This is a genomic window from Burkholderia sp. WSM2230, assembly GCF_000472445.1.
In the GTDB taxonomy this organism is placed as follows: Bacteria; Pseudomonadota; Gammaproteobacteria; order Burkholderiales; family Burkholderiaceae; genus Paraburkholderia.
The window spans coordinates 168,050-192,529 of sequence record NZ_AXAJ01000007.1 but is presented as its reverse complement, the minus strand read 5'-3'; the positions used below and the strand labels follow the sequence as shown (position 1 = coordinate 192,529).

Genomic DNA, 24,480 nt, shown 5'->3' with positions numbered 1-24,480 from the left:
GCGCAGGCAACGAGGAACGCAATCATGGCAACACGTCGTACCTTCCTGCACAACACCGCCGCCGCAGGCGCGGGAATGATGCTGGCCCAGGCACAAGCCGTACGTGCCGCAGAAGACGCCGGTTACACCGACAAGCTCACCGACGCCGACGGCAAGTATGCCGCTGGACCGTTGCCCTTCGCCTACGATGCGCTTGAACCGGTCATCGACGCGCGCACCGTCGAGCTGCACTACAACTTTCACCACAAGCCGGCTGTGGCTGCCGCGAACAAGGCTGAAGACGGGTTGGCAAAGGCGCGGGAGTCAAACGACTTCGCACTGGTGAAGTACTACGAGAAAGAGCTCGCGTTCCAGCTGTCCAGTCACATCCTGCACACGATTTACTGGACCAGCATTTCAGGCAAGGGCGGTGAACCGAAAGGCGATCTCGCCAGGGCGATCGACCGGAACTTCGGCTCGTACGCGAAATTCAAGGCCCAGCTGGTTGCGGCGACGATTGCGGTGGAAGCATCCGGCTGGGGTGTCGTTGGTTACCATCCTGCCACCGGCAAACTGATGATCCTGCAGTGCGAGAACCACCAGAAGCTGACCGCGTGGGGCATCCAGCCGATCCTCATCCTCGACGTTTTCGAGCACGCGTATTACCTGAAGTACCAGAACCGACGTAACGAATACGTTAGTCAGCTTTTCAGCCTCATCAACTGGGACAACGCCGCGTCGAGGATGCAGGCGGCGTCTCCTGCGCGGAGGCTAACGTGACGTGGATGGCCTTCCGGCGTTCCGATCCGACTGACCGGCAACGCACCCGGGGCGAAACCATGGGGCTCCTGACCAGATCTAGACGACTTGCCGCGGTCAACACCGACAATAACGTGCGCCCCGCCGCTGCCATCGCACGCGAAACTGGACGCTGCCGTTCAATGGATCGTTGAGTCTGCTGGCGGTTGGCATCGTGATGACATCATGCGCCGCCGTCCTCGAATCCGCGATCGCTGATCTGCGGGACTCACTGCAGATGTTGCCCTCCATTGATCGCGATGTTGGCGCCGGTCACAAAGCCCGCCTCGCGCGAGCACAGGTAAACCACGAGCGCCGCAACCTCATCAGGTCGCCCGAGCCGGCCGACCGGAATCTGCGGAATGATCTTCGTCTCGCGAATTTCCTCTGGCACGGCCATCACCATCTTCGTTGCGATATAGCCGGGCGAGATCGTGTTGACGGTGACGCCTTTCTTCGCCACCTCGAGCGCTAGCGATTTCGTGAAACCATGCATGCCGGCCTTTGCCGCAGCATAGTTGGTCTGGCAGAACCCGCCCTTGGAGCCGATGATCGAGGAAACGTTGATGATTCGCCCCCAGCCACGCTCGACCATGCTGTCGCACACCGGCTTCGTCATGTTGAAGACGGAATCGAGATTGGTGCGGATCACTGCGTCCCAATTGACCTTGTCCAGTTTCTTGAAGCTGGCGTCGCGCGTGATGCCGGCATTGTTGATCAGGATGTCGACCGGTCCGACTTCCGCTTTGATTTGCGTAATGCATTTTTCGCACGAGTCGTAGTCGGCCACGTCGACTGCATACGCGCGGAACTGCCGTCCCTCGGTTTCCATCCGGGCGAGCCACTCGTTCGCACTCGTATTGCCGGGCGAATAGGTGACCACGACCGCATAACCCGCGTCGTGCAGCTTGATGCTGATCGCCTCGCCCAGTCCGCCCATGCCACCCGTTACTACCGCGATCTGCTTTGCCATTGAATCGTCCTCACAAATAGCAGCGGCGCGCGCCGCTCTGGCGACACCGCCTTCAGTCAAAAACTGGATGCATTGAGATGCAGGATCCTTATTCAAAATGAATGAAGGAATCCTACGCATAGACATGAAGCCGATGCGCGGGCGTTGCCGCCCGCGCGAGTCTCAGTGCTTCGCGCCCGAGACTACTGGAACCGACTCTGCAGCACTGCGCCTGGCAGTCCTGGACGCCGAAGTCGTGACGGCTTCAAGATTGGTCCCGGCCATCTCGACGGCTTGTTGCCCTGTCTTCTGCAGCGACTCACACAGCGTGGTGGTCGCGCTGATCGCCGACTTCCATGCGGCGATCGCCGCTTCGGAACCTGCGGGCGCACTCTTCGCCGCTTCCTCGATGAACTCCTGCAAGCGTGCGTTATACCGTTCGTATTGCGCCAGTGCGAGTTGCGCGACTTCCGCCTGCGTGGTTGATGCGATGTCAAAGAACTGACGGCTGTATGACAGTGATTTCTCGGCGAAAGCCGCACTGGAACCGGCTTGTGGGGCAAACCACTGCTGCGGGTCGGTTGCAACGGGCGCCTTCGCCATGTTTTCTTGCGACTCGACCAGCGTGGACTTGATCGCCTGCACGTTCAGCGCAACCAGTTTTTCGACGCCTTCGAAAACCTTGCCGGTCAATGCGAAAAACGCGTCAAGGTTGGCCTTCTGGGATGCGGCGAATTGTTCGGGACTCAATAGAGCCATTGTTGAAGTTCCTCAGGTTCAGTCCGCCGCGCGAAAGCCCCGGTCGACCGGATGTGGCACGGCGAATGGCGATGATGGCTAAACCGAAGCGCAAGGGCACCTGCCAGACGGCACGCGTCGCGAATACTTCGGAGTTCATTACAGCAAGAGGCGCTACACACGAAAGTCCAACAAAACCTGCTCGGCTTACCTTCTTTTCGGCACGCTCGCGATGTGTTGTCGAGGTGCGTGCCGCAATTTACCCGCGGCTGATTAAGGACGGAATCGTAATTACCGCCCGGCCGCCAATTGCGGCAACTTTTTCCGTCGGCTCTGCTGAGCGGCGTTCGGAAAATCCCTACCGAGACGTCATCATAACCGCACAATTCGCAATTGCAATATGCCAAGTATCCTTTTTATTTGTCTGCTTATTCCAGTTGAATGTCTGATTGAAACGCCTGCCAGCGGGCGGGCGGCGCAATAAGCGTGGAAGCCTTGCTGAACGCGGCTGGCAGACCAACCTTGAGCGCATTGAACGCTGTCCGGTGCGACCCAGTCAATCGTTCAGTTCCAAGATCCCCGTTTATATTTGAATATCGTGTTTATGCTCAACGTTTGCTTTTCGCAATCGCCGCCCATGAGTCAGATATGCGAAACATTTATTACAGCCGCTTGATATTTTTATATTGGCCATAATCATCGAAAACCCGGATATGCGCGCTACTTTAATTCGGGTTGGCGACAGCCTGGCGCGATTACACCGGACGCGACAAACCCAGTCGCCAGGTCAGATTGCTGCGTGCTCGCGCCTCGCAGCGCGCATGGAAAAACTCCGTTTGGTAGATGCGCTGACGTGCGAGCAGCCTGCCGAGAATCGCCCGTTCTTGTCGGTCGTACGCGCAGTCGTCGAGGTCCGGTCGCTCCGCCCTGAGCAGAGCGCCGTCTCCCCGAAACCGGCTGCGCCGAGCGCCGAGCACTGCGAGGTCGATGTCACAGACGAACTGGCCGTCCAGCCCGGCTGGCACGTCCTTGTGCGTCGTCGCGAGGATCATCGCGCAGATGCGGTGCGATTCCGCAATGCGGCCCTCGGCCCGGTGCCGGAACCACTCCGCGCTTCTCCGCTCGTTGTTCCGCGCCCCAGGAACGAAAATCACGTCATGGCACCATAGTGCGAGCTCGACGGCGTCCGGATCGGGAATCGCGGCGCGCGCCAGATCGAGATCGCGCAGACAGCGGCGCACATGCCGCAGCGTATGGTAATGACGTGCCGGCTCTGCATAGCATTGCGCCAGACCCGCATAGGCGTCTTCGGCATGCGCGCCGCCGCTGCGAGACCACAGCGCGACGAAGCGCGCCTGCGTCCTGTTCATCCTTGCTCCTTTGCGCGCGGTGACAGCACACCGCTCCACCGGGCTAACGTCATCGCGAGGCTCAGAGAAACTCCTTGCGGATGTCGATGGTCGACCGCAGCCCGATATTCCTGTAATGATGCGCGAGCCATGCATCGGCTTCGCGGCGTCCGTTGTCGCGCAGCTCGCTCAAAAAACGCCAGTCGGCGTTGTATTTGCTCGACACGCTCAAAGCGCACATAGCGTCGTCGGCGCGAATCGAATGGATCAGCATTTCCTTCATTTCGCCGCGGTGTATCTTGCCCTGCTGGATCAGATCGGTAACGAACGCGATCGCTCGCATCTCGCGCATCAGCGACGAGTTGAAGCTGATCTCGCTGATACGGTTGAGAATCTCGGCCGCCGTGATGGGCACCCCACGACGCACGAGCGGATTGATATGCACGATCACGACGTCTCGCGTCGTACAGTTGTAGATGAGCGGATAGATGGCTGGATTGCCCATATAGCCGCCGTCCCAGTAGTGCTCGCCGTCGATCATGACAGCCTGGAAGAGGGTCGGCACGCATGCCGATGCCAGCACCGCCTCGGCAGTGACATCTTCGCCGGTGAAGATGCGTATCTTTCCCGTCTCGACGTTGGTCGCGCACAGATACAGCCGGATCGGACAGTGCTTGCGCAGCGCGGCGAAGTCCACCTGGCTTTCGAGCACCTCGCGTAGCGGATTGAGGTTGTTCGGATTGAACTGATAAGGCGAGAAGATGCGCAGCGCCATGTCGGCGAATGCATAAAGCGGCGAATGGTCGAGCCCAAAACTGTGCGTGCCTTTGAGCCAAGGCATCCAGCGCAGCGGATTGTAGCGCTCGGCCGATTGTGCGACCGCGCGCCAGAAGTCATGCAGCGCCTGCCGCGCGCCGTCTTCGCCGCCCTTCAGCAGCCCATATGCGAGCACTGCTGCATTCATCGCGCCGGCACTCGTCGCGCTGACGCCTTCGACCGCGAGCCTACCGTCCTCGAGCAAACGGTCGAGCACGCCCCAGGTGAACGCGCCGTGCATTCCGCCGCCCTGCAAGGCCAGTGCTACCTGCCTGGGCGCTTCGTTGTCGCGACGTCTTGCGTGCGTGGTCGTCATAAGCTCCTGTCCTCGGCAATGCGGCCTGCGCTCAACGGCATCAATCAGGCATCAGGCATCATGGCATCGGGCGGCACACCGGAGCGCCGCTCGCCGCCCTCCGTCATGGTGCGACTCATTCAGCGCCCGCATTCAGTGCATCCAGCAGCGCTTTCGCGTCCCGAAGGTCCGCCGTGTCGAAGCCTTCCGTGAAACGGTCATACACATCGGAAAGCGCATGCCGGGCTTCCGCCTTCTTCCCTTGCCGTTGCAACAACCGGGCGAGGTCTGACGCCGCGCGCAGTTCCAGCGATCTCGCGCCCTGCCGGCGAGCCAGTGCGATTGCTTTATGCACGCAGCTCGCGGCTTCGTCGTCGCGAGCAGACACGGCGTCCTCGTTGTTCGCCTCGCCGGGCAGCATGCTTGCCTTGAGCCGGTACAACTCGGCCTCGTAACAATGCTCGCCAGAGTTCTGCACGATCGACATCGCCTCTTCGAGCATTCCCAAAGCGGCCTCGTTGTCGCCTGCGCGCGAATAGCTGTCGGCAAGCAGCGCGAGGAAATACGGCCGCTGGTCTCCGCTACCGGCGGCCCGTTGCGTGTCCAGGCCTTGGCGCATCTGGGCGATTCCCTCCCGGATGCTTCCTTGCGCGCTCATCGCCCAGCCTCGCAGAAGCGTGCCCCACGCAAGCCAGTACGGCAGTCCATGCTCGGTGGAGAGAGTAATGACCGCTTCCGCGCGCTCACAAGCAAGCGACGGCTCGCGGCGCAGCTGATGCAACTGCGCAGCATACGTCAGGCTGAACGCCACACTCGGGCCGTAAGCAAGCTTCTGCGCGAGGGCCAGCGCTTCGAGGCTGCGCTCGCGGGCCTGAGCGGGGTATCCCTGAAACCACAAGGTCAAAAGGAGGAAGTTCAAAGCCCGGATGCCGGGGTCCACACCGTGCTCGAAGACGTGGGCCTGATGCCGATCGGGATCGTAGATTGCAAGAGCCTGTTCCACATGAGTGCGAGCAGCGCCGAAATCGCCTTGCAGAAAAAAGCACGACCCGAGTGCGCCATGCGCCTCCATGAGCAAACCGGGATCTTTTGCGCGGCGCGCGGTACCGAGCATCTGCTTGCCCAGTTCGTAGGCGGTCGCATACTCCGCGCGCACCAGATGGTGGATCCGCAATCCCAGTTGCGCGGCAAAGCGCTGCGAGGTCTCGCCGGTACGCTCACACAACGCCAGCGCACGCGTGTACGTCGCGCCGACCTCGGGCGCGCCGTAGCCGCGCACGTCCATCAACGCTGGCCCGAGTGAAAGCAGCAGCGTGAGTTCCCACTGCGCGCGCGCCGGTGTGTCAGGCAAGCGCTTCAGTAACGCGAGCGCCGCGCCGAGGTGATGCATCGCGTCCGGATGCGCAGCATGGCGCAGAGCCTGCTGGGCCGCGCGATGCAGGTACTCGACAGCCTTTGGAATATTGCCGCTCAGGCTGTAGTGATGCGCGAGTTCGCTGCAATAATCGGCGATGCGAGTCGGAAACAGCGCCTCGATTGCTTGCGCAGTGCGCTCGTGCAGCGCGCTGCGCCGCTCCGTGAGCAGCGAATGCCCGGCCACTTCCTGAGTCAGCGCGTGCTTGAACGAATAGTCGACTTCCGGAAAGGCGGCCCGCTCATAAATGAAGTCCGCGGTTTCCAGATGCGCCAGCAGGCGACGCAGTTCATCGTCCTGCGCTGCGTCGTCGCCGCAAATGCGCCGGATCAGGCTGAACGGAAACTCGTGGCCAATCACCGCAAGTGTCTGAAGCAGTTCCTTTTCGTCGAGCGGGAGCCGGTCGATCCGGGCAGCGAGCACGCCCTGCACAGTGGTCGGAATGTGCAGCGTGGCGGGCGTCTGTTCGATGCGGTAATGGCCCGCATCGCCGAGCAGCGATTTGTCCTCGGCAAGCGTCTGGACCACTTCCTCCATAAAGAACGGATTGCCCTCTGTCTTCTCGAGGATCAGCTGCTTGAGCGGCGCCAGAGTGGGATCGTCGCCGAGCAGCGCCGTGAGCAGTCCTTGGGCTTCGGTCGAGTCGAGCGGTTCGAGCCGCAGTTGACTGCAGTGAGCCGCGCGCTCCCATGCGGGCTGATATTCCGGCCGATAATTCACGAGAAGCAGAATCGGCGTGTCCGGTATATGTTCGACCAGGTACGCGAGGAAGGCTTCTGTCTCGCGGTCGAGCCATTGCAGATCCTCGAACAACAGGTAGACCGGCTGATCCCGACTTTCGCGCGCGAGAAGCTGCCTGATCGCGTCGAAGGTGCGGTCGCGGCGGATCCGCGCATCCATTTCGGCGAGCGCCGACCCGGCCTCGCCAATGCCGAGCAGATACAGCACGTAGGGTACGAGATCCTCAAAACCGCGCTCGAGTGTCAGTGCCTTGCCGATGACCTTTTCCCGGCGGTGCCGGGCGTCGTCCTGAGCAACAATCTGGAAATAGTTTTCAAGAAGTTCGACGAGCGGCAAATTGGCAAACGCCTTGCCGTGCGAGACCGAGAACGTCTCCAGTACCAGCGCGCCTCGTCGCGAGCGCTCCTTGAATTCGTGAAAGAGCCGCGATTTCCCGACACCGGCTTCGCCGACCACGCCGACGACCCGTCCATGCCCCGTCCTGATCGCTTCCAGCGCCCGGTGCAGGTGCTCCATTTCTGTCTCACGGCCGACGAACCGCGCAAGACCGCGTTGCGCCGCCAGTTGCAGGCGCGTGCGGAGCGCGCCAAGGCCGAGTACCTCGTACACGCAGAGCGGTTCGGGAATGCCCTTGAGCTGCGTCGCGCCCAGTGCCTTGAATTCGAAATAGCCCTCGGCCAGCTTACGGGTGGATTCGCTGACGAGAATTGACGTGGGCGCGGCGATTCCCTCGATCCGCGACGCAATGTGGATCGTGTGCCCCAGAGGATCGTAATCGGTGTGCAGGTCGTCCGTGCGAATAGCGCGGACGACGACTTCGCCCGTGTGAACGCCCACGCGAATCTGCAACGGAATACCTTCCTCCAGACGAATCCGGTCGCCGTGGCGCCGCATCGCCTGCTGCATTCGCAGTGCTGCGAAGAGCGCGCGCTGCGGATGGTCTTCGTGAGCGATAGGCGCGCCGAAGAGGGCGAGGATGCCGTCGCCGAGCGACTTCGCGACATAGCCCTCGTAGTAGTGCACAGCTTCCATCATCAACGCGACGACGGGCTTGATCAGGCGATGCGCCACTTCCGGGTCGAGATCGTGAATCAGGGCGGTGGACCCGGCCATGTCCGCGAACAGCGCTGTGATCGTCTTGCGCTCGCCAGCGGTTTCGCCTCGCGCTTCCATGGCCGCGTGTTCCGCGCGGATGCGCTCGGCGAGATGGTGTGGCGTGTAAATAACGGGCGGAGGCGGCGGTTCAGAAACGGATTGACGATATGGCGATGGCGTTGGGTGCGCTTCGCTGAGCGGCGCTCCGCATTCACTGCAGAATCGGGCAGCCGGCGCCGCTTCATGTCCGCAATGCAAGCACGTGCGGGACAGCATGGTCCCGCATGCTTCGCAGAATTTAGCGCCGGGGGAAGTTTCGGCCCCGCAGTTTGTGCAGCGCATACAACCCTCTGCCCGCCAAGGGTCAACTCCTGCATATTATGCGCCGCTATCCTGGTTGTATGGCTGTTCCGCCTGGCCAAGGTGGGTCGAAAAAATGAGCGCAGGCTGCATCAGATTACGATTGCGCCTCGTCACTGTCACCGTAGGTGTTCCGTTTTTCAACCGATGCGCGAGTGCGCTCAAGCTCCCCTGCAACTTTGTCCAATGCTCACGCGCGTAGTTGAGATAAAGATGCAGGGTTCCGTCCGATGCGAACGCGCAGGAGTTGGCGGCCAAAGCCGACGGCGGCTCTTGTGTGCGCCGACAAATCATGTCCCCACCGCGAGTAGTGCCTCCATGCATATCGTCAAATTCCGATATATACTTCGTTCCGTAGCGATGCAGGTATCAGGCGGCAACTCGCCTCGGGTCTGCCCGTTGAACAGCATGACGGTAGTTGACGAATGAAACGAACCCCCATCGCGCCAGACATCGACGCGATACACAAGGCGCTTGCCAATCCGGTACGGCGCGAGATTCTTGGCTGGCTGCGCGAGCCGTATGCGCATTTTGCCGATCAGGAACTCCCGCTGGACCATGGCGTATGCGCGGGCAAAATCGACGCGCGCTGCGGGCTCTCGCAGTCCACCGTGTCGGCTCATCTCGCGGCGTTGCAGCGCGCGGGACTGGTCACGTCCAAACGTGTGGGGCAATGGGTGTTCTTCAAACGCAACGAGCCCGTTATTCAGGCGTTTCTCGAGCATATGAACTCGAAGCTCTGAGCCGTCCTGCACCGCCGCTTCCCTTCGCTTTCCTGTTGCCAGGCAACAATTTTTCGGCCGATGGCCTTCGCGCCTCAGCCAAAGGTGAACACTTATGCCGACTCTTTTCGATCCGCTGCAAATTGGCGACCTCACGTTGTCGAACCGCATCATCATGGCGCCGCTCACGCGTCAGCGCGCCGAAGAAATCCGCGTGCCGAACGCGCTGATGGCGAAGTACTACGCCGAGCGTGCAACGGCGGGGCTCATCATCAGCGAAGCCACTTCGGTCACGCCGCAAGGCGTGGGTTATGCCGAGACGCCCGGTATCTGGTCGCCGGAACAGGTGGAAGGCTGGAAGCTCGTCACGAACGCGGTGCACGCCGCGGGCGGCAAGATCTTCCTGCAGCTGTGGCATGTGGGCCGCATTTCCGATCCGCTGTTCCTGAACGGCGAACTGCCCGTCGCCCCGAGCGCAATCGCCGCGCAAGGCCACGTGAGCCTCGTGCGCCCGGAGCGTCCGTATGTGACGCCGCGCGCGCTTGGACTCGATGAAATCGCGGGCATCGTGCAGGCGTTTCGCAAAGGCGCGGAAAACGCGAAAGCGGCGGGCTTCGACGGTGTGGAAATACACGGTGCGAACGGCTATCTGCTCGACCAGTTCCTGCAGGACAGCACCAACAAGCGTACCGACGCATACGGCGGCCCGATCGAAAATCGCGCGCGTCTGCTGCTTGAAATCACCGACGCCTGCATCGACGTGTGGGGCGCACAGCGCGTGGGCGTGCACCTCGCGCCGCGCCGCGACGCGCACGACATGGGCGACTCGAATCCCGCCGCAACCTTCGGCTATGTAGCTCGCGAACTGGGCAAGCGCAAGATCGCTTTTATCGCCGCGCGCGAAGCGTTGGGCGAAGACCGTCTGGGCCCGCAGCTGAAGAAGGAATTCGGCGGCCCGTACATCGCGAACGAAAAGTTCACGAAGGAAACCGCGCAGCAAGTGCTCGACGCGGGTGAGGCGGATGCGGTGGCATGGGGCCAGCTGTTCATTGCGAACCCGGATCTCGTGCGCCGCTTTGCGATGAACGCGCCGTTGAACAAGCCCGATCCCGCTACCTTCTACGCACGCGGTGAAACCGGCTACGTCGATTATCCGGCGCTCGAGGCGGTGGAGTAAGCGCACAGCACGCTGCCCCAAACATGCGGTGAAGAGCGGCGGGCGTCGCCGGCACATGAGTGCGGCGGCGCCCGCCGTTTTTTTACTGCGTCTCTCAGGCTCTTCGCGTACTTTGCACGGACAGGACAGTCGCGTCAGGCGAGATCGCGGCGCATGAACACGCGTCGCGATTCGTCGAGACCTCGCGCGATGTGCGCATCGCGGCGTGCAATCAGCCCCGCGTCAAGCTCGGCTTCCGCGATGTCGCGAAAGCCAAGCCGCCGGTAATACGGCGCATTCCACGGCACCTCACGAAAGGTGGACAGGACCAGTTGCATGAGCTGCCGCGAGCGCGCGAGTTGCGCGACCTCTTCGATCAGCGCCGCGCCGATGCGCCGCCCGGCATGGGAGGTCAGCACATCGAGCTCCTGAATGTAGACATGCGCGGGTTGCGGCTCGAACATCAGGAATCCGGCGCAGGTGTCATCGCGGTCCACCGCGACAAAGATCTCCCGCGCCGCGATCTTGCGCTCCACAAAAGCGAGACTCATGGGCGGCGCATCGGCAATACCGGCCATGCCCACGCTCGCAAAGCGCACGCCCGCTTCGAATTCGATCGTGCGAATGGTTTCAGCTTCATGGGGTGCTGCGAGACGGAAGGTGACGTCGACTGATTGTTGCATTCGCACAGTTTGACCGAAACTCCAGACAGGTTGCCCGACAGCGCGCTACTGAGTTCCCGACGCAGCGGACGCCGCGCTGCCCGACTGGGCGGAAGCGCCCGCGGCCGCATCGCTCGCGCGCCTGGCGGCGTCGCTCTGGCCGCTCATGCCATTGGCGCTGGCGGAATTGCTCATCACGCCGCTGCTCGCGGAACTGGTGGTGTCCTTGCTGGTTTCGTCCACCTTCTTGCATCCGGATATGCCCATTCCCAATGCAGCGAAGAATACAGCCAGCAGCGCGCTTTTCAGATTCCGATGCATGGTAGCACCCGTTCGGTTCGCCAACGCGCGAGGCGCGGCTTGGGTTCGTCGATACATCAGGGCGCAGCATCGCGTATGCCTGAACATGCGCGCACCAGCGCCGCACGCCGCCCGGCAAGCCGCTTGCTGCAAAGCGTGTCTCGTCGGAAAACGACACGCACGCGGAGAACCCATCATGCTGCTCAGCGACGAAGAACTTGCGCGCCTCGACGGCGTTGCGCCCTTTCTCGAGAGCGAGGCGAAGACCTCGCTCGATTTCGCATCGAACTACGAAGTAACGGCTGAATTCCAGGCGCACCTGCAGCCGGGCTTGCGCGTTCGCGCGCCAGCGTCGGATGCGGCTCGTCGAGACACAGGCGATACAGACACGCCGCCCTACCCGCTCAATCTGTTCGTGGGTCTGCCGCTCGACGAATTGCGTGAGCTTGCGAACGCTGACGATTCCGCACGCGAAGCGCTGATCGCGCGCTTTGGCGCTTCGTTTACTCCGCGCCTGCTGCGGGCACTCGAAACTGAAACGCCAGGTGCCGTGAATCTCGACGCGGGCGTGCAGAACGAATCGGGCACGCTGTCCGTGATGCTCGCGGAGCGTTGAGGGAGGTGATCCGAACGCATGCGCCAGGTGCGCTGCGGCGGCGCTGGCAGCCTTGAATTACTTCAACCTGTAGTTACTTCCGGCGCTTGCAGATTTGACAGCGGACGCAACGCGTTTTACGCGCCGCGTCCGCGCGGCATCACTCGTTGCCCACGCCTTTCGATACTTCCGCGGGACTGCCGTACTCCTGATCCGGCAGGCGTTCGAGCGCGTCGAGCACTTCGTCGTCGGCGCCGTTGCCTTTGGCCGTGTCGAGCAAGCTCGCCTTGTCGGCGGGATACGAAGCGCCCTTCAACGCCTTCTGGACATCGATGAATTTGCGAATCGGACCGCCGTTCGTATTCGAATTGGACGCCATGTGCATCTCCTTGAGGTTCGCCATCGGGTGGCAGACGTTGCAGCATCGCGCGTTCCTCGCAGGCCGCGACGCCTTGCGCAACAGCGCGATGTGAGCAGCGCTTATTTGCGGTAGCAGGAATGAATCTGGCTCGTAACGTCTCAAGGGGCTGCTGCAATACGGGCGGCCCACTTTCTTCTTCGTCAGCAAGCAAGGGATCTTGCCGTGAGCACTGCCGACCGCGAAGCGATTCTTGTCAACCAGCAAGCGATTCTGGCGCGGTTCGGCGAGCTTGCGCTGCGCTCCGACGATCTCGATCAAATACTCACCGAAGCATGCCGGCTCGTGGCCGAAGCGCTGCAAACCGACATGGCGAAGGTGATGGAATTGCAGAAGGACCGCATTACGCTGCGGGTGCGAGCGGGCGTCGGCTGGCCGCCCGGCATTGTCGGCGAGGCGACGGCGCGCGCCGAGCGCGGCTCGTCCGAAGGCTATGCGCTGCAAACCGGCAAGCCCGCAATGTCGCCCGACATCGCCAACGAAAACCGCTTTCGCTATTCGCAGTTCATTGTGGACGCGGGCGTGAAGGCGCTCATCAACGTCGTGATTCTGGGCGGCAAGGACCGGCCCGCGTATGGCGTGCTGCAGGTTGACAGCCGCAAGCCGCGCGACTTCAACGACCTGGACACCGAATTTCTGCGCTCCTACGCGAACCTGCTCGCCGCGGCCGTCGAACGGCTCAGGATCGCCGCCGAAACGCGCAAGCACGCAACCTGGCTGCGCGAGAGCGAAGAACGCTACCGCATGCTGGCGACGCAGATCCCGCAACTCGTCTTCACCTGCACCAGCAGCGGCGAACGCACCTGGGACAGTCCGCAATGGATCGAATATACCGGGCTCACCGAAAGAAACAGCCGGGGCATCCGATGGCTCGATGCGATTCATCCCGACGACCGGGACGCGACGATGATCGCGTGGAGCACGGGCGAGGTGAAAGGCGAATATGCGGTTGAGCACCGCATCCGCCGCGCGGATGGCGCGTACCGCTGGTTCCAGACCCGCGCGCGACCGGTGCGCCCCGAAGGACGCACGGTGACGTGGCTCGGTACCTCGACGGATATCGAGGACCAGGCGCGCATACGCGAAGCGCTCGAGCGCAGCGGCGAGGAACTCGAAAGACGCGTTTCCGAGCGCACGGCGGAATTACAGCAGGCACTCGACACGCTGCACCAGGAAACCCGCGAACGTTCGCGCGCGGAAGAGCGTCTGCGTCACAGCGAAAAACTGAAGGCGATCGGCCAGCTCACCGGCGGCATCGCGCACGATTTCAACAACATGCTGCAGGCGATCATGAGTGCGCTGAGCCTGATTCGCGTGCGCCTGCAACAGGGCCGGCCTGCCGACGTCGTCACGCTGGTGGAACGCGCCGAAAAAGGCGCGGTGCGCGCGGCGACGCTCACGCACCGGCTGCTTGCGTTCGGACGCCAGCAGACGCTCGAGCCGCGGCTCGTCAGCCTCGATGCAATCGCCCACGACATGGAAGACATGATCCGCCGCGTGATGGGCTCCGGCATCAACGTCGAACTGAAGCTCGGCGACGGCATATGGCTCGTGCAATGCGACCCAAACCAGATGGAAAGCGCGCTCGTCAATCTGTGCGTGAACGCTCGCGATGCGATGCCCGACGGCGGCTGGCTCACCATCAGCACGAGCGAGGTAATACTAGGCGAAGCCGAGGTCGCCGACTTCGAGGACGCGCTGCCTGGCCGTTACTGCTGCATCGCCGTGTCCGACACCGGCACCGGTATGTCGCCAAAGATCATGGAGCATGCGTTCGAGCCGTTCTTTACGACAAAACCATCGGGCCAGGGCGTCGGTCTCGGCCTGAGTCAGATTTACGGCTTCGTCAGACAGTCCGGTGGCATCGTGCAGATGGAAACGGCGCTCGGCAAAGGGACCACCGTGCGGCTGTGCATGCCTGCCTCGGTGCAACGGGAAGACGTGCACGACGATCACGATGACCCGGCGAAAACCATCATGCTGGTCGAGGACGAAGAGATTGTCCGCGAAATCACTGCCGAGCAATTGAGAGAACAGGGCTACCGTGTACTCGAAGCCGACAGCGGAGCGGCTGCGCTGCGACTGCTGCATGCGGGCGCCCGCTTCGATCTGCTCATCAGCGACGTCGCCCTGCCCGGCGCGCTGAACGGCCGCCAGGTCGCGGAGTCGGTGCGGCAGCGCTATTCGTGGATGCCCGTCATTCTGGTCACCGGCTACGCGCCGGGCGATGCGCTCGCCGACATGGAAGTGATCAGAAAACCGTTTTCTCCCGAAGTACTCGCGCAACGCGTGCGCGCGAAGCTGGAGCAGTCGCAGACCGACGTCGACTAAACTAGCGCTCTTAGCGCGGCCATTCGCCCTGAATCTTTTGGTCTCACAGATCACGTCATGCCAGTTTACGACTACACGTGCGCCAAATGCGGCCACTTCGAAACGGTCCGCCGCATTGCCGAGCGCGACGAACCCGCGCCCTGTCCGCAATGCGGAAATGCGGCCGCGCGCGTGGTGATCGGCGCGCCGTCGGTCGGCGGCGGCTCAGCGCAGGCGAGCGAGGAAACCGGAAGTTACGGCATGCGACACCGCGGCGGGTGTTCCTGCTGCTGAAGACGCGCGGCAACATGCCCGCAATGGCTCGGCCACTCGGCACGATGCGTGCTACCGGAACGGTGTAGAGCAATTCCGGGAGAAATAGAATGAGACCACCAGAAGTAGGCTCCAGCTCGGACAGCATGGAGACTGTTCCGCCGACGTCGAGCCCCGCATACGCGGCCAGCAATCCGGTCACACGCGCCTTCGACGCCTTCGCCAGTTCAGTCACGCGTGTTGCCGGATCGCCCATCGCCTTCGGCCTTGCGATCATCACCGTGCTCGTGTGGGGCGTGACTGGACCACTCTTCCACTATTCCGACGCGTGGCAACTGGTGATCAACACCGGCACCACGATCATTACGTTTCTGATGGTCTTCCTGATTCAGCAGAGCCAGAACAAGGACAGCGTCGCAATGCATCTGAAGCTCAACGAATTGCTCGCCTCACATCGAGCTGCAAACAATCAGTTGATTGGTATCGAAGACGCTTCCGAAGACGACTTGCGGCGGCTCGCGGCTGCTTACCTGCGGCTCGCAAGCCGCGTCGGCGCGCACGGCAAGGACAGTGTCGACGTCGATGCATGCGTGGAAAAAACCACGGCGGACAAGGCAAAGCGCAACGCCCGCGAAAACGAGGGCGCGTGATCCGGCGGGTCGTGCGGCTGGTGACGCTACGCGCCGCTAGCCGCCGTTGGAATCTATATAGCCGGGCAGACCGATAGCGGTTTTGCTCTTCGCCAGCTCCACTGCCCGTCCCACCAGTGCTTCGTACTCCGCGTCATTCGAAGGACGCGGCAGCAGCTTGCGGAACAGGTCGGCCCAACGGAACTCCGCCAACGGCGTATTCGTCTTGCGATAACCGCCGGCGTCGCGCACCGCAGCGGCGAGGCTGCGGAAGTCGTCGTCGATCATCTCCCAGACATGCAGCGGCATGTCGGTGAACGGTACGCGCTGGCCGTGCTGATCGTATGGAGAGGTCCAGCTATTGTCTTCGAGCGCGAGCCAGAATTCCGCTTGCGAGCATGCGGACAGGTCTCTCACGAGCAGGACCGGTACCGACTTGATACCGGCATGCCAGAGCGCCGCGGCCACGTGATGATGGTCTGTCGCAAACGACTCGCCGCCTGGGCCCAGCACGATCGGAACCGGCTTTTCGGCGATGGCCATCTCCAGGTCGTGACCGGACAGTGATTGATAGGCGCGTGTCTTCTCCCTTACCTCACGCATTCCATGCGTCGCCTGGGTTGGGCGCAAACGCTCGATCTCCAGCGTCTTCATCGATGTCTCCATCCTGTGTGTTGTTATCCGCGCAGTTTTCTCGCGCATGCCTCGCCGCACGTTGCGTGCCTCACGGCTCCGGGTTAAGCAAATCCGCCGCGACGACTTCGGCCCCCTTGCGCGCCGCAGCCTCGCGGGCTTCCAGCGCTGTTTCGAACGGCCCGATGACGGGCGCGCCGTCGTATGGAAAGATCAGCCGATCGTCCGTTGTCCGCACGACCTTCAGATCGCCGGTGAACGTGCCGGTCGCGGTGCGTCGATAGGTCGGGTAGATCCTGTAATCGCTTGCGGTGGTGGGTATACCGTCTGGCGATGCGTGGGCCCGCAGCGAACTATTGTGAAAGTGCAACTTCCTTCTCACCATCTCAATCCCTGCAATTGCTATCGTCGACTGGTTAGGGGCCTTGCGAAGAAACGCATGGCGATGGCGCATACGCGGACACGGCGCGCATTCACTGCGCGCCGCGCTCTTTCCCGGCAGGCGGGATCCGGGCGTCGCTATTCAGACGCCGGCCACGCCGTCAGCAGCGAATCAGGGCTGACGTTGTCCGCCCTGGTGCTGCGGCGTCTTTTGCTGGTTCTGCTGTTGCTGGCCGCTCTGCTTGCCCGCATTCTTCGGATTGCCAGGTTGTGCATTGGACTGTTTAGGATCGTTCATCTCAACTCCTTCGTTTTCAAAAGTACTCGCCGCGACGCAACCACGTACGCACGGCGCTTTTACTCAGGACTGTCCTGCTCGTATTCGGTACGCACGCCTTTCGGCAGCCACGGTTCCTTGCGGCAGCACCACAGTTCGTAAGTGGGCGCGTAGAGGCCGACGTTATCGAATGCGCCGATGGGCACGTCAAGTTCGTCGCTGCCCACGTATTCCATGAAGGCCACCGAGCCGCACGTGGGACAAAAGTACCGCCGTCCTTCAGCTGAGCTTTCCCAGACATGGACGGGACCGGAGAACTCGACAGCGTCGCGCGCGAACATCGCATAAGCGCCGAATGCGCTGCCGTGTACGCGGCGACACGTCATGCAATGACAAAGCGATACACGCCGCGGCTTTGCATTGACTCGAAACCGCACGGCGCCGCATGCGCAACCGCCTATCTGTTCGGCGGGTCCGCCCGGTGTCTGTGCAGCGCTTTCAGTGCTCATGCTGCTCCCTCCCGTCCGGCGTTGCGAGGTCGGTCGAGCGTGTCACTTTTCGCTCTTCTTCGGAATCTTTGCGCCCGATTTACGGGCCTGATTCAACGCGATGGCCACCGCCTGTTTATGGGGCTTGCCATGTTTCGTTTCTGTCTTGATGTTGCGCGACACGGTTTCTTTGGATGTTCCTCGTTTCAACGGCATGATCTTCTCCTGGCACTTGAGGCGTTGATCGGAACGCAGCCGGGGCTTACCCGCAGCTGCCACTAAAACGCAGCACGCCACGTGCCACGTGGCGTGCTGCATGAGCGCGGGGCCCGCAAGCCGTGGCTCGCCGCGTCAGGTCGCCCCGCGAGCGCAACGGGAAGCGTTGGAGATTACTGCTCCGAGACGCCCTTCTTCGACGCCAGTTGCTGAGCGCGCTGATAGTGCTCCTTGATAGTCGGCAGCGCCTTCTGGGCGGCCTCCTTGAGCTTCGCGTTCTGCCCGTCGGCAATTTCCTTTTCGAAGGCGGCAATGGTCTTCTTGTGTCCCTCCAGCGCAACCTTCTCGATGTAGGCCTGATCGAATTGCTTGCCCTTCAATGGCTTGAGCGCGTCAAGCACACTCGTGTCCGAATTGTCCTTCGGTACTTCCACGCCGTGCGGCGCAGCCATCTTCAGTTGGACTGTCAGTTTGGTGTGGTCGAGCATCATGTGATGCGCGAACGACTTCACATCCTTGTCGCTGGAATTGCTGGTCGCGAGTTTCGAAGCGTCGATTTCCGTCGACGAAGACATCGAGGCTGCCTGAACGAAATCTTTGTCCACTTGCGCGAGCGGATTGGCAGCAGTAGTGGAAGCCGCTTCTGTCTGCGCGTTGGCAGCGACCGGAACCAGGCTGAAACAACCGCACGCTAGTGCAATTACTGTCATCTTCTTCATGCGTTTCCTCACTGTTGTTCGAACGGGGTAGCAAAGTGGCGCAATGTTCGTTGCGACACCGGTAGCGCAGCAACCCGCATGCCGCGGTGCGCAAACGCAGGAGTTATTTATCCGCAGACTACCCGGCGGCTGCCTTCTTTCGGGACCGCCCCTTGCTGATTGCCGTTACCTTCCAACCCAACCAGGGGAGAACGTAATGGCAACGAAACCCAAGGATCCTGCCGAATCCACGCAAAACGAAGATGCGGATGAATCCGGCGAAGGAACATTTGAAACCGATGTATCCGAAACGGGCGATGACGGCACCACCGTCCGGCAAGCTGAAGTGAAGGAAAGCGACTTGTCCGAAGTGAAGAAGGACAAGTCCTGAAGCCTGTCGCCCCAGCCGCGTCCGGCCCGATCGCGGACGCGGCTTCAACCCCACCTCATGTCACGACCGCCTGTGAGAATCGCTCAAGTCGCACCTTTGTACGAAAGCGTTCCGCCTTTTGCCTATGGGGCTACCGAGCGCGTGGTTTCCTACCTGACCGAAGAACTGGTTCGCCGAGGCCACGACGTCACGCTGTTCGCCACGGCCGACTCCACCACCAGCGCGCGGCTCGTGCCGATCTGCGAGCGCGGACTCTGGCGCGATAGCGCCGTATGGGACACCCTCACGCATCACGTGCGGCAACTCGCTCGCGTGGCGCATCTCGCGCACGAGTTCGACATCGTGCATTTTCACGGCGATCCGCTGCACTTTCCGCTCGCGCGCTCGCTGCCGTGCGAGTCGCTCACCACGCTGCACGGTCAGTTGCTACCGGTGGATCATGGGCCGCTCTTTCGCGAGTTCAGCGCGGCGCCGCTCGTATCGATCTCCGACGATCAACGCAAGCCCGTGCCGTGCGCCAACTGGCAGGCGACCATCCATCACGGTCTGCCGCCCGACGAATTCCAGTTTCAGCCGCTGCCGGGCTCCTATCTGCTGTTTCTCGGCCGTCTGATGCCCGGCAAGCGGCCCGATCTTGCCGTGGAAATCGCGAGGCGCGCGGGCCTGCCGTTGAAGATGGCCGGCAAGCTTCACCCCGGCGAACGCGAATACTTCGCAGAACAGATCGAACCGCTGCTACAGCGTTCGCGCGACTTCACCGACTATCTCGGCGAAGTCGGCGGAATGCTGCGCAAGGAACTCATCGCCAATGCGCGGGCCTTGCTATTTCCAGTGGAATGGGCCGAACCGTTCGGCATGGTGATGATCGAGGCGATGGCCTGCGGCACGCCCGTCGTTGCATTCGGACGCGGTGCCGTGCCGGAAGTGCTGGAGCACGGCGTCAGCGGCTTTATCGTGGATAACATGGAAGAGGCCGTAAACGCAGTGGCGCGAATCGGCGAAATAGACCGCGCACAATGCCGCCGCGCTTTCGAAGCGCGCTTTACGGCAGCACGCATGGCCGACGACTACCTGCGCGTGTACGAGCGCCTGATCGCGGGCGCGCGCGCAGCAGTGCCCGCATCGGACACCGATGCGGATGCACAGGTATGCGACTGACCGCCGGCCCAATGGAAACCACGGCCCCAACGCGGGGCCGTGGGGATCGGCAAAAGCGGCGCAACCTGCATTAACCGACGTTCACTTCAATGCGCCGTGGCCGCGCCTCTTCGCGTCGCGGAATGACGAGTTTCAGCACGCCGTCCTGCAGGTTGGCTTCGATCTTCGACGTGTCGAATTCCGCACCCAGCGTGAATGACCGCGAAAAGTGCGGCGCGCGAATTTCCGCGTGCTGCAGACGCAAGCCCGCGCGCGTCGGCACGCTCGCTTCCGCTTCTATGTGCAGATTGCCGTCGTGCACGCGCACTTCCAGCTTCTCTTTCGACACACCCGGCAAATCCGCCCACAGCGTGACGCCATGCGCATTCTCGATCACGTCGACGGGGGGCGTGAGCGTCGTGCGCGGCTCGGCCTGCTCGCGTTCGCCGCGCGCCACTGGCTGCTGCTCCTTCTGAACCACTTCGGTCGTATCGTTCATGATTCGCTCCTTCATCGGTGAGATCATTGAATGGCGATTGCGCGAGGCCTGGACGATTCGCGCTTGCCGACGCTAATCGACAGGCAGCCGTTCGTGTAGCGCGCCTCGACCTTGTCCGGGTCGGCCTGCTGCGGCAGTTCGATCACGCGGCGGAAAGAGCCGGTGAACCGCTCCTGTGCGTACTGACGCGTGGACTCGTCGGCCTCCGGCGCGACGGGTTTGCGTTCGCCGGCAATCGTCAGCAAACCTTTGTCGATCGACACCTCCAGTTGCGACGGGTCGATGCCCGGCGCGAACGCGACGATCTCGATGGAGTCGTCGGTGGTGCCGATATTGATTTGCGGAAATGCCGACAGGCGGCCGGAGCGGATGCTCGAAGGAAAACCGCCGAACAGCGCCGACATCTGCTGCTGCAGACGATCGAACTGGCTGAACAGGTCGGTCGCGAAGTAAAGGTCACTCATGATCGTTTCCTCCTCGGTAGTGCCGGGGCGAGGAGACGGACGGGACTGCGCGCTGCGCTCCGCCTGCCCGCACCCGCTGACAGACAATCGAACACGCAGCCCGCTGCTGAAAAAGGCGCCTCTGCGTGATCAAACTCACTGAGCGGAATCTAAAATAAAAACTGCCCACGACGATTTCAAGACCCCTCCCGCAAATTTTTGCCCTTGAAAAATAGAAGCGAAACCACATAGTCGTGCGAGATCAGAAAAGTGTCGGAGAAAAGGCATGGAATTCGATTCAGACTGGCTCACTCTTGGGCGGCATCGCGTCTGCCTGCGCTCGCCGAGGGGCTTCCCAACCGAGGGCATGCGAACCGCTGTCGACGTAATACGCATTGCGATCGAGAACAACATGAGCGCCCGCGCGCGGCTCGTGGATGTTGCGGTGCGAGAAGAAAAATCGTACGACATTTCGGTGGGCACCACTTTCGCCGAAGACCGCTTGTGCGCCCCGCAACTGGAGGCGGCGATTGCCACCGTGCTCGGCTTGCTGCCCTCACAGGTGCGTATCTTCGTGACCGTGGTGACACAAGAGGAGGTGGATTTGCACTTCGGCGTGTACGAGCGGATGCTTGCGGAAAGAATCAGCGGATTGCCGCCCATCCGGCGCGGTGCGCAAGACGACGTGGGCGGCAGGCGCGACTTGTCCGATATCGCCAGGTCGCCGGGGACCGCCTAGACACGCTGGCTACTAAAGCCAGGCCTTAAGATTTCCTTCAGGAACGCGCGATAAATTCAGAAGCAGTCATTTACCACGCACTACCCGCGAGCCAGCCTCGCCGTACATCAATAAAAATCCTGAGAGAGCCCTATGCCGAAGGCCAAATCTGGCGGTGCCGCCGTGGCGAGCGCGCGCCTTGCGTACCTGCTCGAACTCGCACGCGGCTCTTCGCACATCAGCAGTACATTGACTCCGGAAAGCGAGAGGCGGGCGATCGTCGAAACGCTCACCGAGTTCTGCGAACTGTATGGGCAAGCGCAAGTGGCGCTCTTCCAGCAGCTCCTCGCGGAAGAGCTACGGCAACGCGGTAAACGCGACACCGCGGGCACGGTCGCTCAGTTCAAATTCGTCTGCAGTTCCTGCGCACGCTGACACGCCGGGCACCGCGCGTACTACTCGCCGAAGCCACGCAGCATCGCGTCGAGTTCCTCAATGCCATACGGCTTGCGAAGTGCGCCCCAGCGAAACGGCAATGCATTCACCGCGGGCATTTCGTGGCCGGACGCGAAAATCACGCGTAGCGTGGGCCGCAATTGAGTGGCCTGTTGCGCCAGTTCGAGGCCCGGCATGGCCGGCATCGACAGGTCGGTGATCAGCACGTCGAACGGCTCCGCCTCCAGCAGGCGCAACGCCTCCTGCGGCGAACCGGTGATGGCCGGCTCGTGGCCCACCAGTTTCAGCAACTCGCCCACTGCCTCCGCGGTTTCGATGTCGTCGTCGACCAGCAGCAGGCGCAAACTCGCACCGGCTGCGGACGCAGGCTCGGTTGGCTGCGCCGAGTGAGTTGGGGCGGCGGGGACGCCGCGGGCGAGCGGCGGCACACCGAGTATCTGCCGTATCTTGTACGCGAGCTGTTCGCGGCTGTACGGCTTGCTGAGCAATTCGACGCCCGGGTCGAGCCGTCCGCCATGCACGATCGCGTTTTGCGTGTAGCCCGATGTAAAAAGCACCTTCAGGCGCGGCAACAACTGCACCGCCTGCGCGACCATCGCCGGGCTGCGTAACGGGCCGGGCATCACCACGTCGGTAAACAACAGGTCGATATGCACGCCGCTGCGCACCACGGCGAGCGCCTGCTCCGCATCATTCGCCTTCAGCACGCTGTAGCCGAGGCCGGAAAGCGTGTCGACCACTGTGGATTGCACGTCCTTGTCGTCCTCCACCACCAGGATCGTTTCGGTTCCGCCCAGCAGCGTAACGGGCTGCGCAGGGGGCGCCTCGACCGCTTCTTCGGTGGAGCGCGGCAGATAGATCTTGATCGTCGTGCCATGTCCGACTTCGCTGTAAATCCTGATGTGCCCGCCGCTCTGCTTCACGAAGCCATAGGCCATGCTCAGCCCGAGCCCGGTGCCCTGGCCCTCGGGTTTGGTCGTGAAAAACGGATCGAATGCGCGCTGTACCACTTCGGGCGGCATGCCCGTACCCGTATCGGTCACGGCCAGCATCACATACTGGCCCGGCGGCACATCCGGGAAACCCACTACGTACTGGTCGTCGAGCATTGCGTTCGACACTTCCATCGTCAGCTTGCCGCCTTCGCTCATCGCGTCGCGAGCATTGATCGCAAGATTGAGGATCACGTTTTCCATCTGATGAACGTCGATCAACGTATTCCACAGCCCGCCCGCCACCACGGTCTCGATCTGAACCGTTTCGCCGAGCGCGCGGCGCAGCAGATCGTCCATGCCGCGAATCGCGGCCGCCAGATTGATGACGATAGGCCGCAACGGCTGCTGGCGCCCGAACGCGAGCAGTTGCGACGCGAGCTTCGCGCCGCGCTCCACCGCGTCGATCGCCTTGTGGAGGCGCTCGCGCGTCCAGCCGTCGCGCTTGTGGCGGCTTTCCAGCAGTTCCAGATTGCCGCGCAAAATTTGCATGACGTTGTTGAAATCGTGCGCGACGCCGCCGGTCAGCTTGCCGATGGCTTCCATCTTCTGCGACTGCACGAGCGCGACGCGCGTCTCTTCCAGGAGGCGGGTCGCTTCCATTCTTTCGTTGATGTCGCGCGTGATCTTGGCGAAACCGACCAGCGTGCCGCCCTCGCGAATCGCGTCGATCACCACATGCGCCCAGAAACGCGAGCCGTCCTTGCGCACGCGCCACCCTTCCGCCTCGAAGCGGCCGTCGCGCGCGGCGCCCGCGAGACCGCGCTGCGGCAGTCCCTTTGCGGCATCTTCCGGCGTATAGAAACGCGAAAAATGCGAGCCGATGATTTCACTCGCCGTATAACCCTTGATGCGGCGCGCGCCCGAATTCCAGTTTGTCACCAGCCCTTCGGGCGACAGCATGTAGATCGCGTAATCGGTAACGCCGTCGACCAGCAGCCGGAAACGCCGCTCGCTTTCGAGCACTGCCTCGTGCACCGTCTTCTTGTCGGTCATGTCGCGCACGATCTCGCCGAAGCCGAGCAGCACACCGTCGGGCGAATACAGCGCGGTGATCACGGCGCTTGCCCAGAACAACTTGCCGTCCTTGCGCAGACGCCAGCCTTCGCTCTCGCAGCGTCCCTCGCGACGCGCCGTGGCAAGCGCCGCTTGCGGCAGCCCCTTGGCTCGCTCTTCGGCGGTGTAAAGAACGTCCAGCGGCTTACCCAGGACTTCGTCCTCGCGAAAGCCATGAATGGCCTCGCCGCCAGGATTCCACGAGCGAATGCGGCCGTCTTCGGATAACCCGATTACCGCATAGTCGCGCAGAGACTGAACCCATATGTTGGCCCAGTTCTGAACGATGTCATCCGGCTCGTATGCATGCACCATTAACCTGCTCCAAGGAGAATCGGCCGAGTAGCTGATCTGCAATTTGATGCGCGGGCAAGGCCGCCGCGTATTCTCTTCTACGCCCTGCTGTCGTTTCGCCCGCAAAGCCCCGCGAAAGCCGGTTCTTTGCGGCTCTATGTGCATCGCGACATTTTATTAGCGAACGCGAGCGATATGA

Annotated in this window: 28 protein-coding genes; 11 read left to right on the top strand and 17 right to left on the bottom strand. The window is 62.1% G+C overall.

The window, feature by feature from the left end; all coding sequences use genetic code 11:
• The first annotated feature begins 24 nt into the window (after nt 1–24).
• Complete coding sequence (locus A3AC_RS0116035; protein WP_232231948.1) at nt 25–759, top strand: superoxide dismutase; 735 nt, start codon at nt 25–27, stop codon at nt 757–759.
• A 247-nt stretch (nt 760–1,006) separates the two neighbouring features.
• Here A3AC_RS0116035 and phbB read toward each other — a convergent pair whose 3' ends face one another.
• From phbB to A3AC_RS0116010, 5 genes are all read right to left on the bottom strand, one after another.
• A complete protein-coding gene (gene phbB, locus A3AC_RS0116030; RefSeq protein WP_025600049.1) occupies nt 1,007–1,750 on the bottom strand; it encodes an acetoacetyl-CoA reductase in 744 nt (247 codons plus the stop codon).
• A 162-nt stretch (nt 1,751–1,912) separates the two neighbouring features.
• A complete protein-coding gene (phaP, locus tag A3AC_RS0116025) occupies nt 1,913–2,488 on the bottom strand; it encodes a TIGR01841 family phasin (RefSeq protein WP_025600048.1) in 576 nt (191 codons plus the stop codon).
• A gap of 734 nt (nt 2,489–3,222) precedes the next feature.
• Nucleotides 3,223–3,837, bottom strand: coding sequence for an HD domain-containing protein (locus A3AC_RS0116020; protein ID WP_025600046.1), 615 nt, complete (start codon nt 3,835–3,837; stop codon nt 3,223–3,225).
• A 61-nt stretch (nt 3,838–3,898) separates the two neighbouring features.
• The gene (locus A3AC_RS0116015) at nt 3,899–4,948 is read right to left on the bottom strand and encodes a patatin-like phospholipase family protein (protein WP_025600044.1); all 1,050 of its coding nucleotides are present in this window, start codon (nt 4,946–4,948) and stop codon (nt 3,899–3,901) included.
• Between the two features lie 115 nt (nt 4,949–5,063).
• Nucleotides 5,064–8,519, bottom strand: coding sequence for an adenylate/guanylate cyclase domain-containing protein (locus A3AC_RS0116010; protein WP_035475233.1), 3,456 nt, complete (start codon nt 8,517–8,519; stop codon nt 5,064–5,066).
• Between the two features lie 443 nt (nt 8,520–8,962).
• Between A3AC_RS0116010 and A3AC_RS0116000 the strand changes: the two genes are divergently transcribed.
• Both A3AC_RS0116000 and A3AC_RS0115995 read left to right on the top strand, forming a co-directional pair.
• Nucleotides 8,963–9,280 carry an ArsR/SmtB family transcription factor gene (locus A3AC_RS0116000; protein ID WP_013591875.1) on the top strand — a complete coding sequence of 106 codons (318 nt, stop codon included), beginning with the start codon at nt 8,963–8,965 and terminating at the stop codon, nt 9,278–9,280.
• A gap of 94 nt (nt 9,281–9,374) precedes the next feature.
• On the top strand, nt 9,375–10,436 hold the full coding sequence (locus A3AC_RS0115995) for an alkene reductase (RefSeq protein WP_025600038.1): 1,062 nt from the start codon (nt 9,375–9,377) through the stop codon (nt 10,434–10,436).
• A 134-nt stretch (nt 10,437–10,570) separates the two neighbouring features.
• Here A3AC_RS0115995 and A3AC_RS0115990 read toward each other — a convergent pair whose 3' ends face one another.
• Nucleotides 10,571–11,098, bottom strand: coding sequence for a GNAT family N-acetyltransferase (locus A3AC_RS0115990; RefSeq protein ID WP_025600036.1), 528 nt, complete (start codon nt 11,096–11,098; stop codon nt 10,571–10,573).
• A 45-nt stretch (nt 11,099–11,143) separates the two neighbouring features.
• On the bottom strand, nt 11,144–11,398 hold the full coding sequence (locus A3AC_RS0115985; protein WP_025600035.1) for a hypothetical protein: 255 nt from the start codon (nt 11,396–11,398) through the stop codon (nt 11,144–11,146).
• A 175-nt stretch (nt 11,399–11,573) separates the two neighbouring features.
• Here A3AC_RS0115985 and A3AC_RS0115980 point away from each other — a divergent pair, with 175 nt between their 5' ends.
• Nucleotides 11,574–11,993: a hypothetical protein gene (locus tag A3AC_RS0115980; protein WP_025600034.1), complete on the top strand. Its 420-nt coding sequence runs from the start codon at nt 11,574–11,576 to the stop codon at nt 11,991–11,993.
• A 139-nt stretch (nt 11,994–12,132) separates the two neighbouring features.
• On the opposite strand, the gene A3AC_RS0115975 is transcribed toward A3AC_RS0115980, so the two are convergent.
• A complete protein-coding gene (locus A3AC_RS0115975) occupies nt 12,133–12,351 on the bottom strand; it encodes a DUF2795 domain-containing protein (protein WP_025600033.1) in 219 nt (72 codons plus the stop codon).
• 204 nt (nt 12,352–12,555) lie between these two features.
• Between A3AC_RS0115975 and A3AC_RS0115970 the strand changes: the two genes are divergently transcribed.
• The 3 genes from A3AC_RS0115970 to A3AC_RS0115960 all read left to right on the top strand — a co-directional run bounded on the left by A3AC_RS0115970 (nt 12,556) and on the right by A3AC_RS0115960 (nt 15,623).
• Nucleotides 12,556–14,721, top strand: coding sequence for a response regulator (locus A3AC_RS0115970; RefSeq protein ID WP_025600032.1), 2,166 nt, complete (start codon nt 12,556–12,558; stop codon nt 14,719–14,721).
• Nucleotides 14,722–14,778: 57 nt separating this feature from the next.
• On the top strand, nt 14,779–14,994 hold the full coding sequence (locus A3AC_RS0115965; RefSeq protein ID WP_025600030.1) for an FmdB family zinc ribbon protein: 216 nt from the start codon (nt 14,779–14,781) through the stop codon (nt 14,992–14,994).
• An 89-nt stretch (nt 14,995–15,083) separates the two neighbouring features.
• Nucleotides 15,084–15,623, top strand: coding sequence for a low affinity iron permease family protein (locus A3AC_RS0115960; protein WP_025600029.1), 540 nt, complete (start codon nt 15,084–15,086; stop codon nt 15,621–15,623).
• A gap of 36 nt (nt 15,624–15,659) precedes the next feature.
• Here A3AC_RS0115960 and A3AC_RS0115955 read toward each other — a convergent pair whose 3' ends face one another.
• The 6 genes from A3AC_RS0115955 to A3AC_RS0115930 all read right to left on the bottom strand — a co-directional run bounded on the left by A3AC_RS0115955 (nt 15,660) and on the right by A3AC_RS0115930 (nt 18,316).
• On the bottom strand, nt 15,660–16,256 hold the full coding sequence (locus A3AC_RS0115955) for a ParB/Srx family N-terminal domain-containing protein (protein ID WP_025600027.1): 597 nt from the start codon (nt 16,254–16,256) through the stop codon (nt 15,660–15,662).
• Nucleotides 16,257–16,326: 70 nt separating this feature from the next.
• Nucleotides 16,327–16,620 (bottom strand): DUF6723 family protein, encoded by a 294-nt coding sequence (locus A3AC_RS0115950; RefSeq protein ID WP_025600025.1) that lies wholly within the window; start codon nt 16,618–16,620, stop codon nt 16,327–16,329.
• A gap of 168 nt (nt 16,621–16,788) precedes the next feature.
• A complete protein-coding gene (locus A3AC_RS31180) occupies nt 16,789–16,914 on the bottom strand; it encodes a hypothetical protein (RefSeq protein ID WP_269664576.1) in 126 nt (41 codons plus the stop codon).
• A gap of 59 nt (nt 16,915–16,973) precedes the next feature.
• Nucleotides 16,974–17,402 (bottom strand): GFA family protein, encoded by a 429-nt coding sequence (locus tag A3AC_RS0115940; RefSeq protein WP_025600024.1) that lies wholly within the window; start codon nt 17,400–17,402, stop codon nt 16,974–16,976.
• 42 nt (nt 17,403–17,444) lie between these two features.
• Nucleotides 17,445–17,597 (bottom strand): DUF6496 domain-containing protein, encoded by a 153-nt coding sequence (locus tag A3AC_RS30695; RefSeq protein WP_167507825.1) that lies wholly within the window; start codon nt 17,595–17,597, stop codon nt 17,445–17,447.
• A gap of 173 nt (nt 17,598–17,770) precedes the next feature.
• Complete coding sequence (locus A3AC_RS0115930) at nt 17,771–18,316, bottom strand: DUF4142 domain-containing protein (RefSeq protein ID WP_025600022.1); 546 nt, start codon at nt 18,314–18,316, stop codon at nt 17,771–17,773.
• 196 nt (nt 18,317–18,512) lie between these two features.
• On the opposite strand from A3AC_RS0115930, the gene A3AC_RS30690 reads away from it, so the two are divergent.
• Together A3AC_RS30690 and A3AC_RS0115920 are read left to right on the top strand one after the other, a co-directional pair.
• On the top strand, nt 18,513–18,686 hold the full coding sequence (locus A3AC_RS30690; RefSeq protein WP_198017997.1) for a hypothetical protein: 174 nt from the start codon (nt 18,513–18,515) through the stop codon (nt 18,684–18,686).
• Between the two features lie 72 nt (nt 18,687–18,758).
• Complete coding sequence (locus A3AC_RS0115920; protein ID WP_025600020.1) at nt 18,759–19,844, top strand: glycosyltransferase family 4 protein; 1,086 nt, start codon at nt 18,759–18,761, stop codon at nt 19,842–19,844.
• A 70-nt stretch (nt 19,845–19,914) separates the two neighbouring features.
• On the opposite strand, the gene A3AC_RS0115915 is transcribed toward A3AC_RS0115920, so the two are convergent.
• Nucleotides 19,915–20,322, bottom strand: a complete 408-nt coding sequence (locus tag A3AC_RS0115915; protein ID WP_025600019.1) for an Hsp20/alpha crystallin family protein — start codon at nt 20,320–20,322, stop codon at nt 19,915–19,917.
• Between the two features lie 23 nt (nt 20,323–20,345).
• Nucleotides 20,346–20,786 carry an Hsp20/alpha crystallin family protein gene (locus tag A3AC_RS0115910; protein ID WP_025600017.1) on the bottom strand — a complete coding sequence of 147 codons (441 nt, stop codon included), beginning with the start codon at nt 20,784–20,786 and terminating at the stop codon, nt 20,346–20,348.
• Nucleotides 20,787–21,051: 265 nt separating this feature from the next.
• On the opposite strand from A3AC_RS0115910, the gene A3AC_RS0115905 reads away from it, so the two are divergent.
• Both A3AC_RS0115905 and A3AC_RS0115900 read left to right on the top strand, forming a co-directional pair.
• Nucleotides 21,052–21,504, top strand: coding sequence for a hypothetical protein (locus tag A3AC_RS0115905; RefSeq protein WP_025600016.1), 453 nt, complete (start codon nt 21,052–21,054; stop codon nt 21,502–21,504).
• Between the two features lie 132 nt (nt 21,505–21,636).
• Nucleotides 21,637–21,918 carry a hypothetical protein gene (locus A3AC_RS0115900; RefSeq protein ID WP_025600014.1) on the top strand — a complete coding sequence of 94 codons (282 nt, stop codon included), beginning with the start codon at nt 21,637–21,639 and terminating at the stop codon, nt 21,916–21,918.
• 20 nt (nt 21,919–21,938) lie between these two features.
• Here the strand turns inward: A3AC_RS0115900 and A3AC_RS0115895 are convergent, their stop codons facing one another.
• Entirely contained in the window at nt 21,939–24,302 is a 2,364-nt protein-coding gene (locus A3AC_RS0115895) for a PAS domain S-box protein (protein WP_025600013.1), read from the bottom strand.
• Nucleotides 24,303–24,480: the final 178 nt, after the last annotated feature.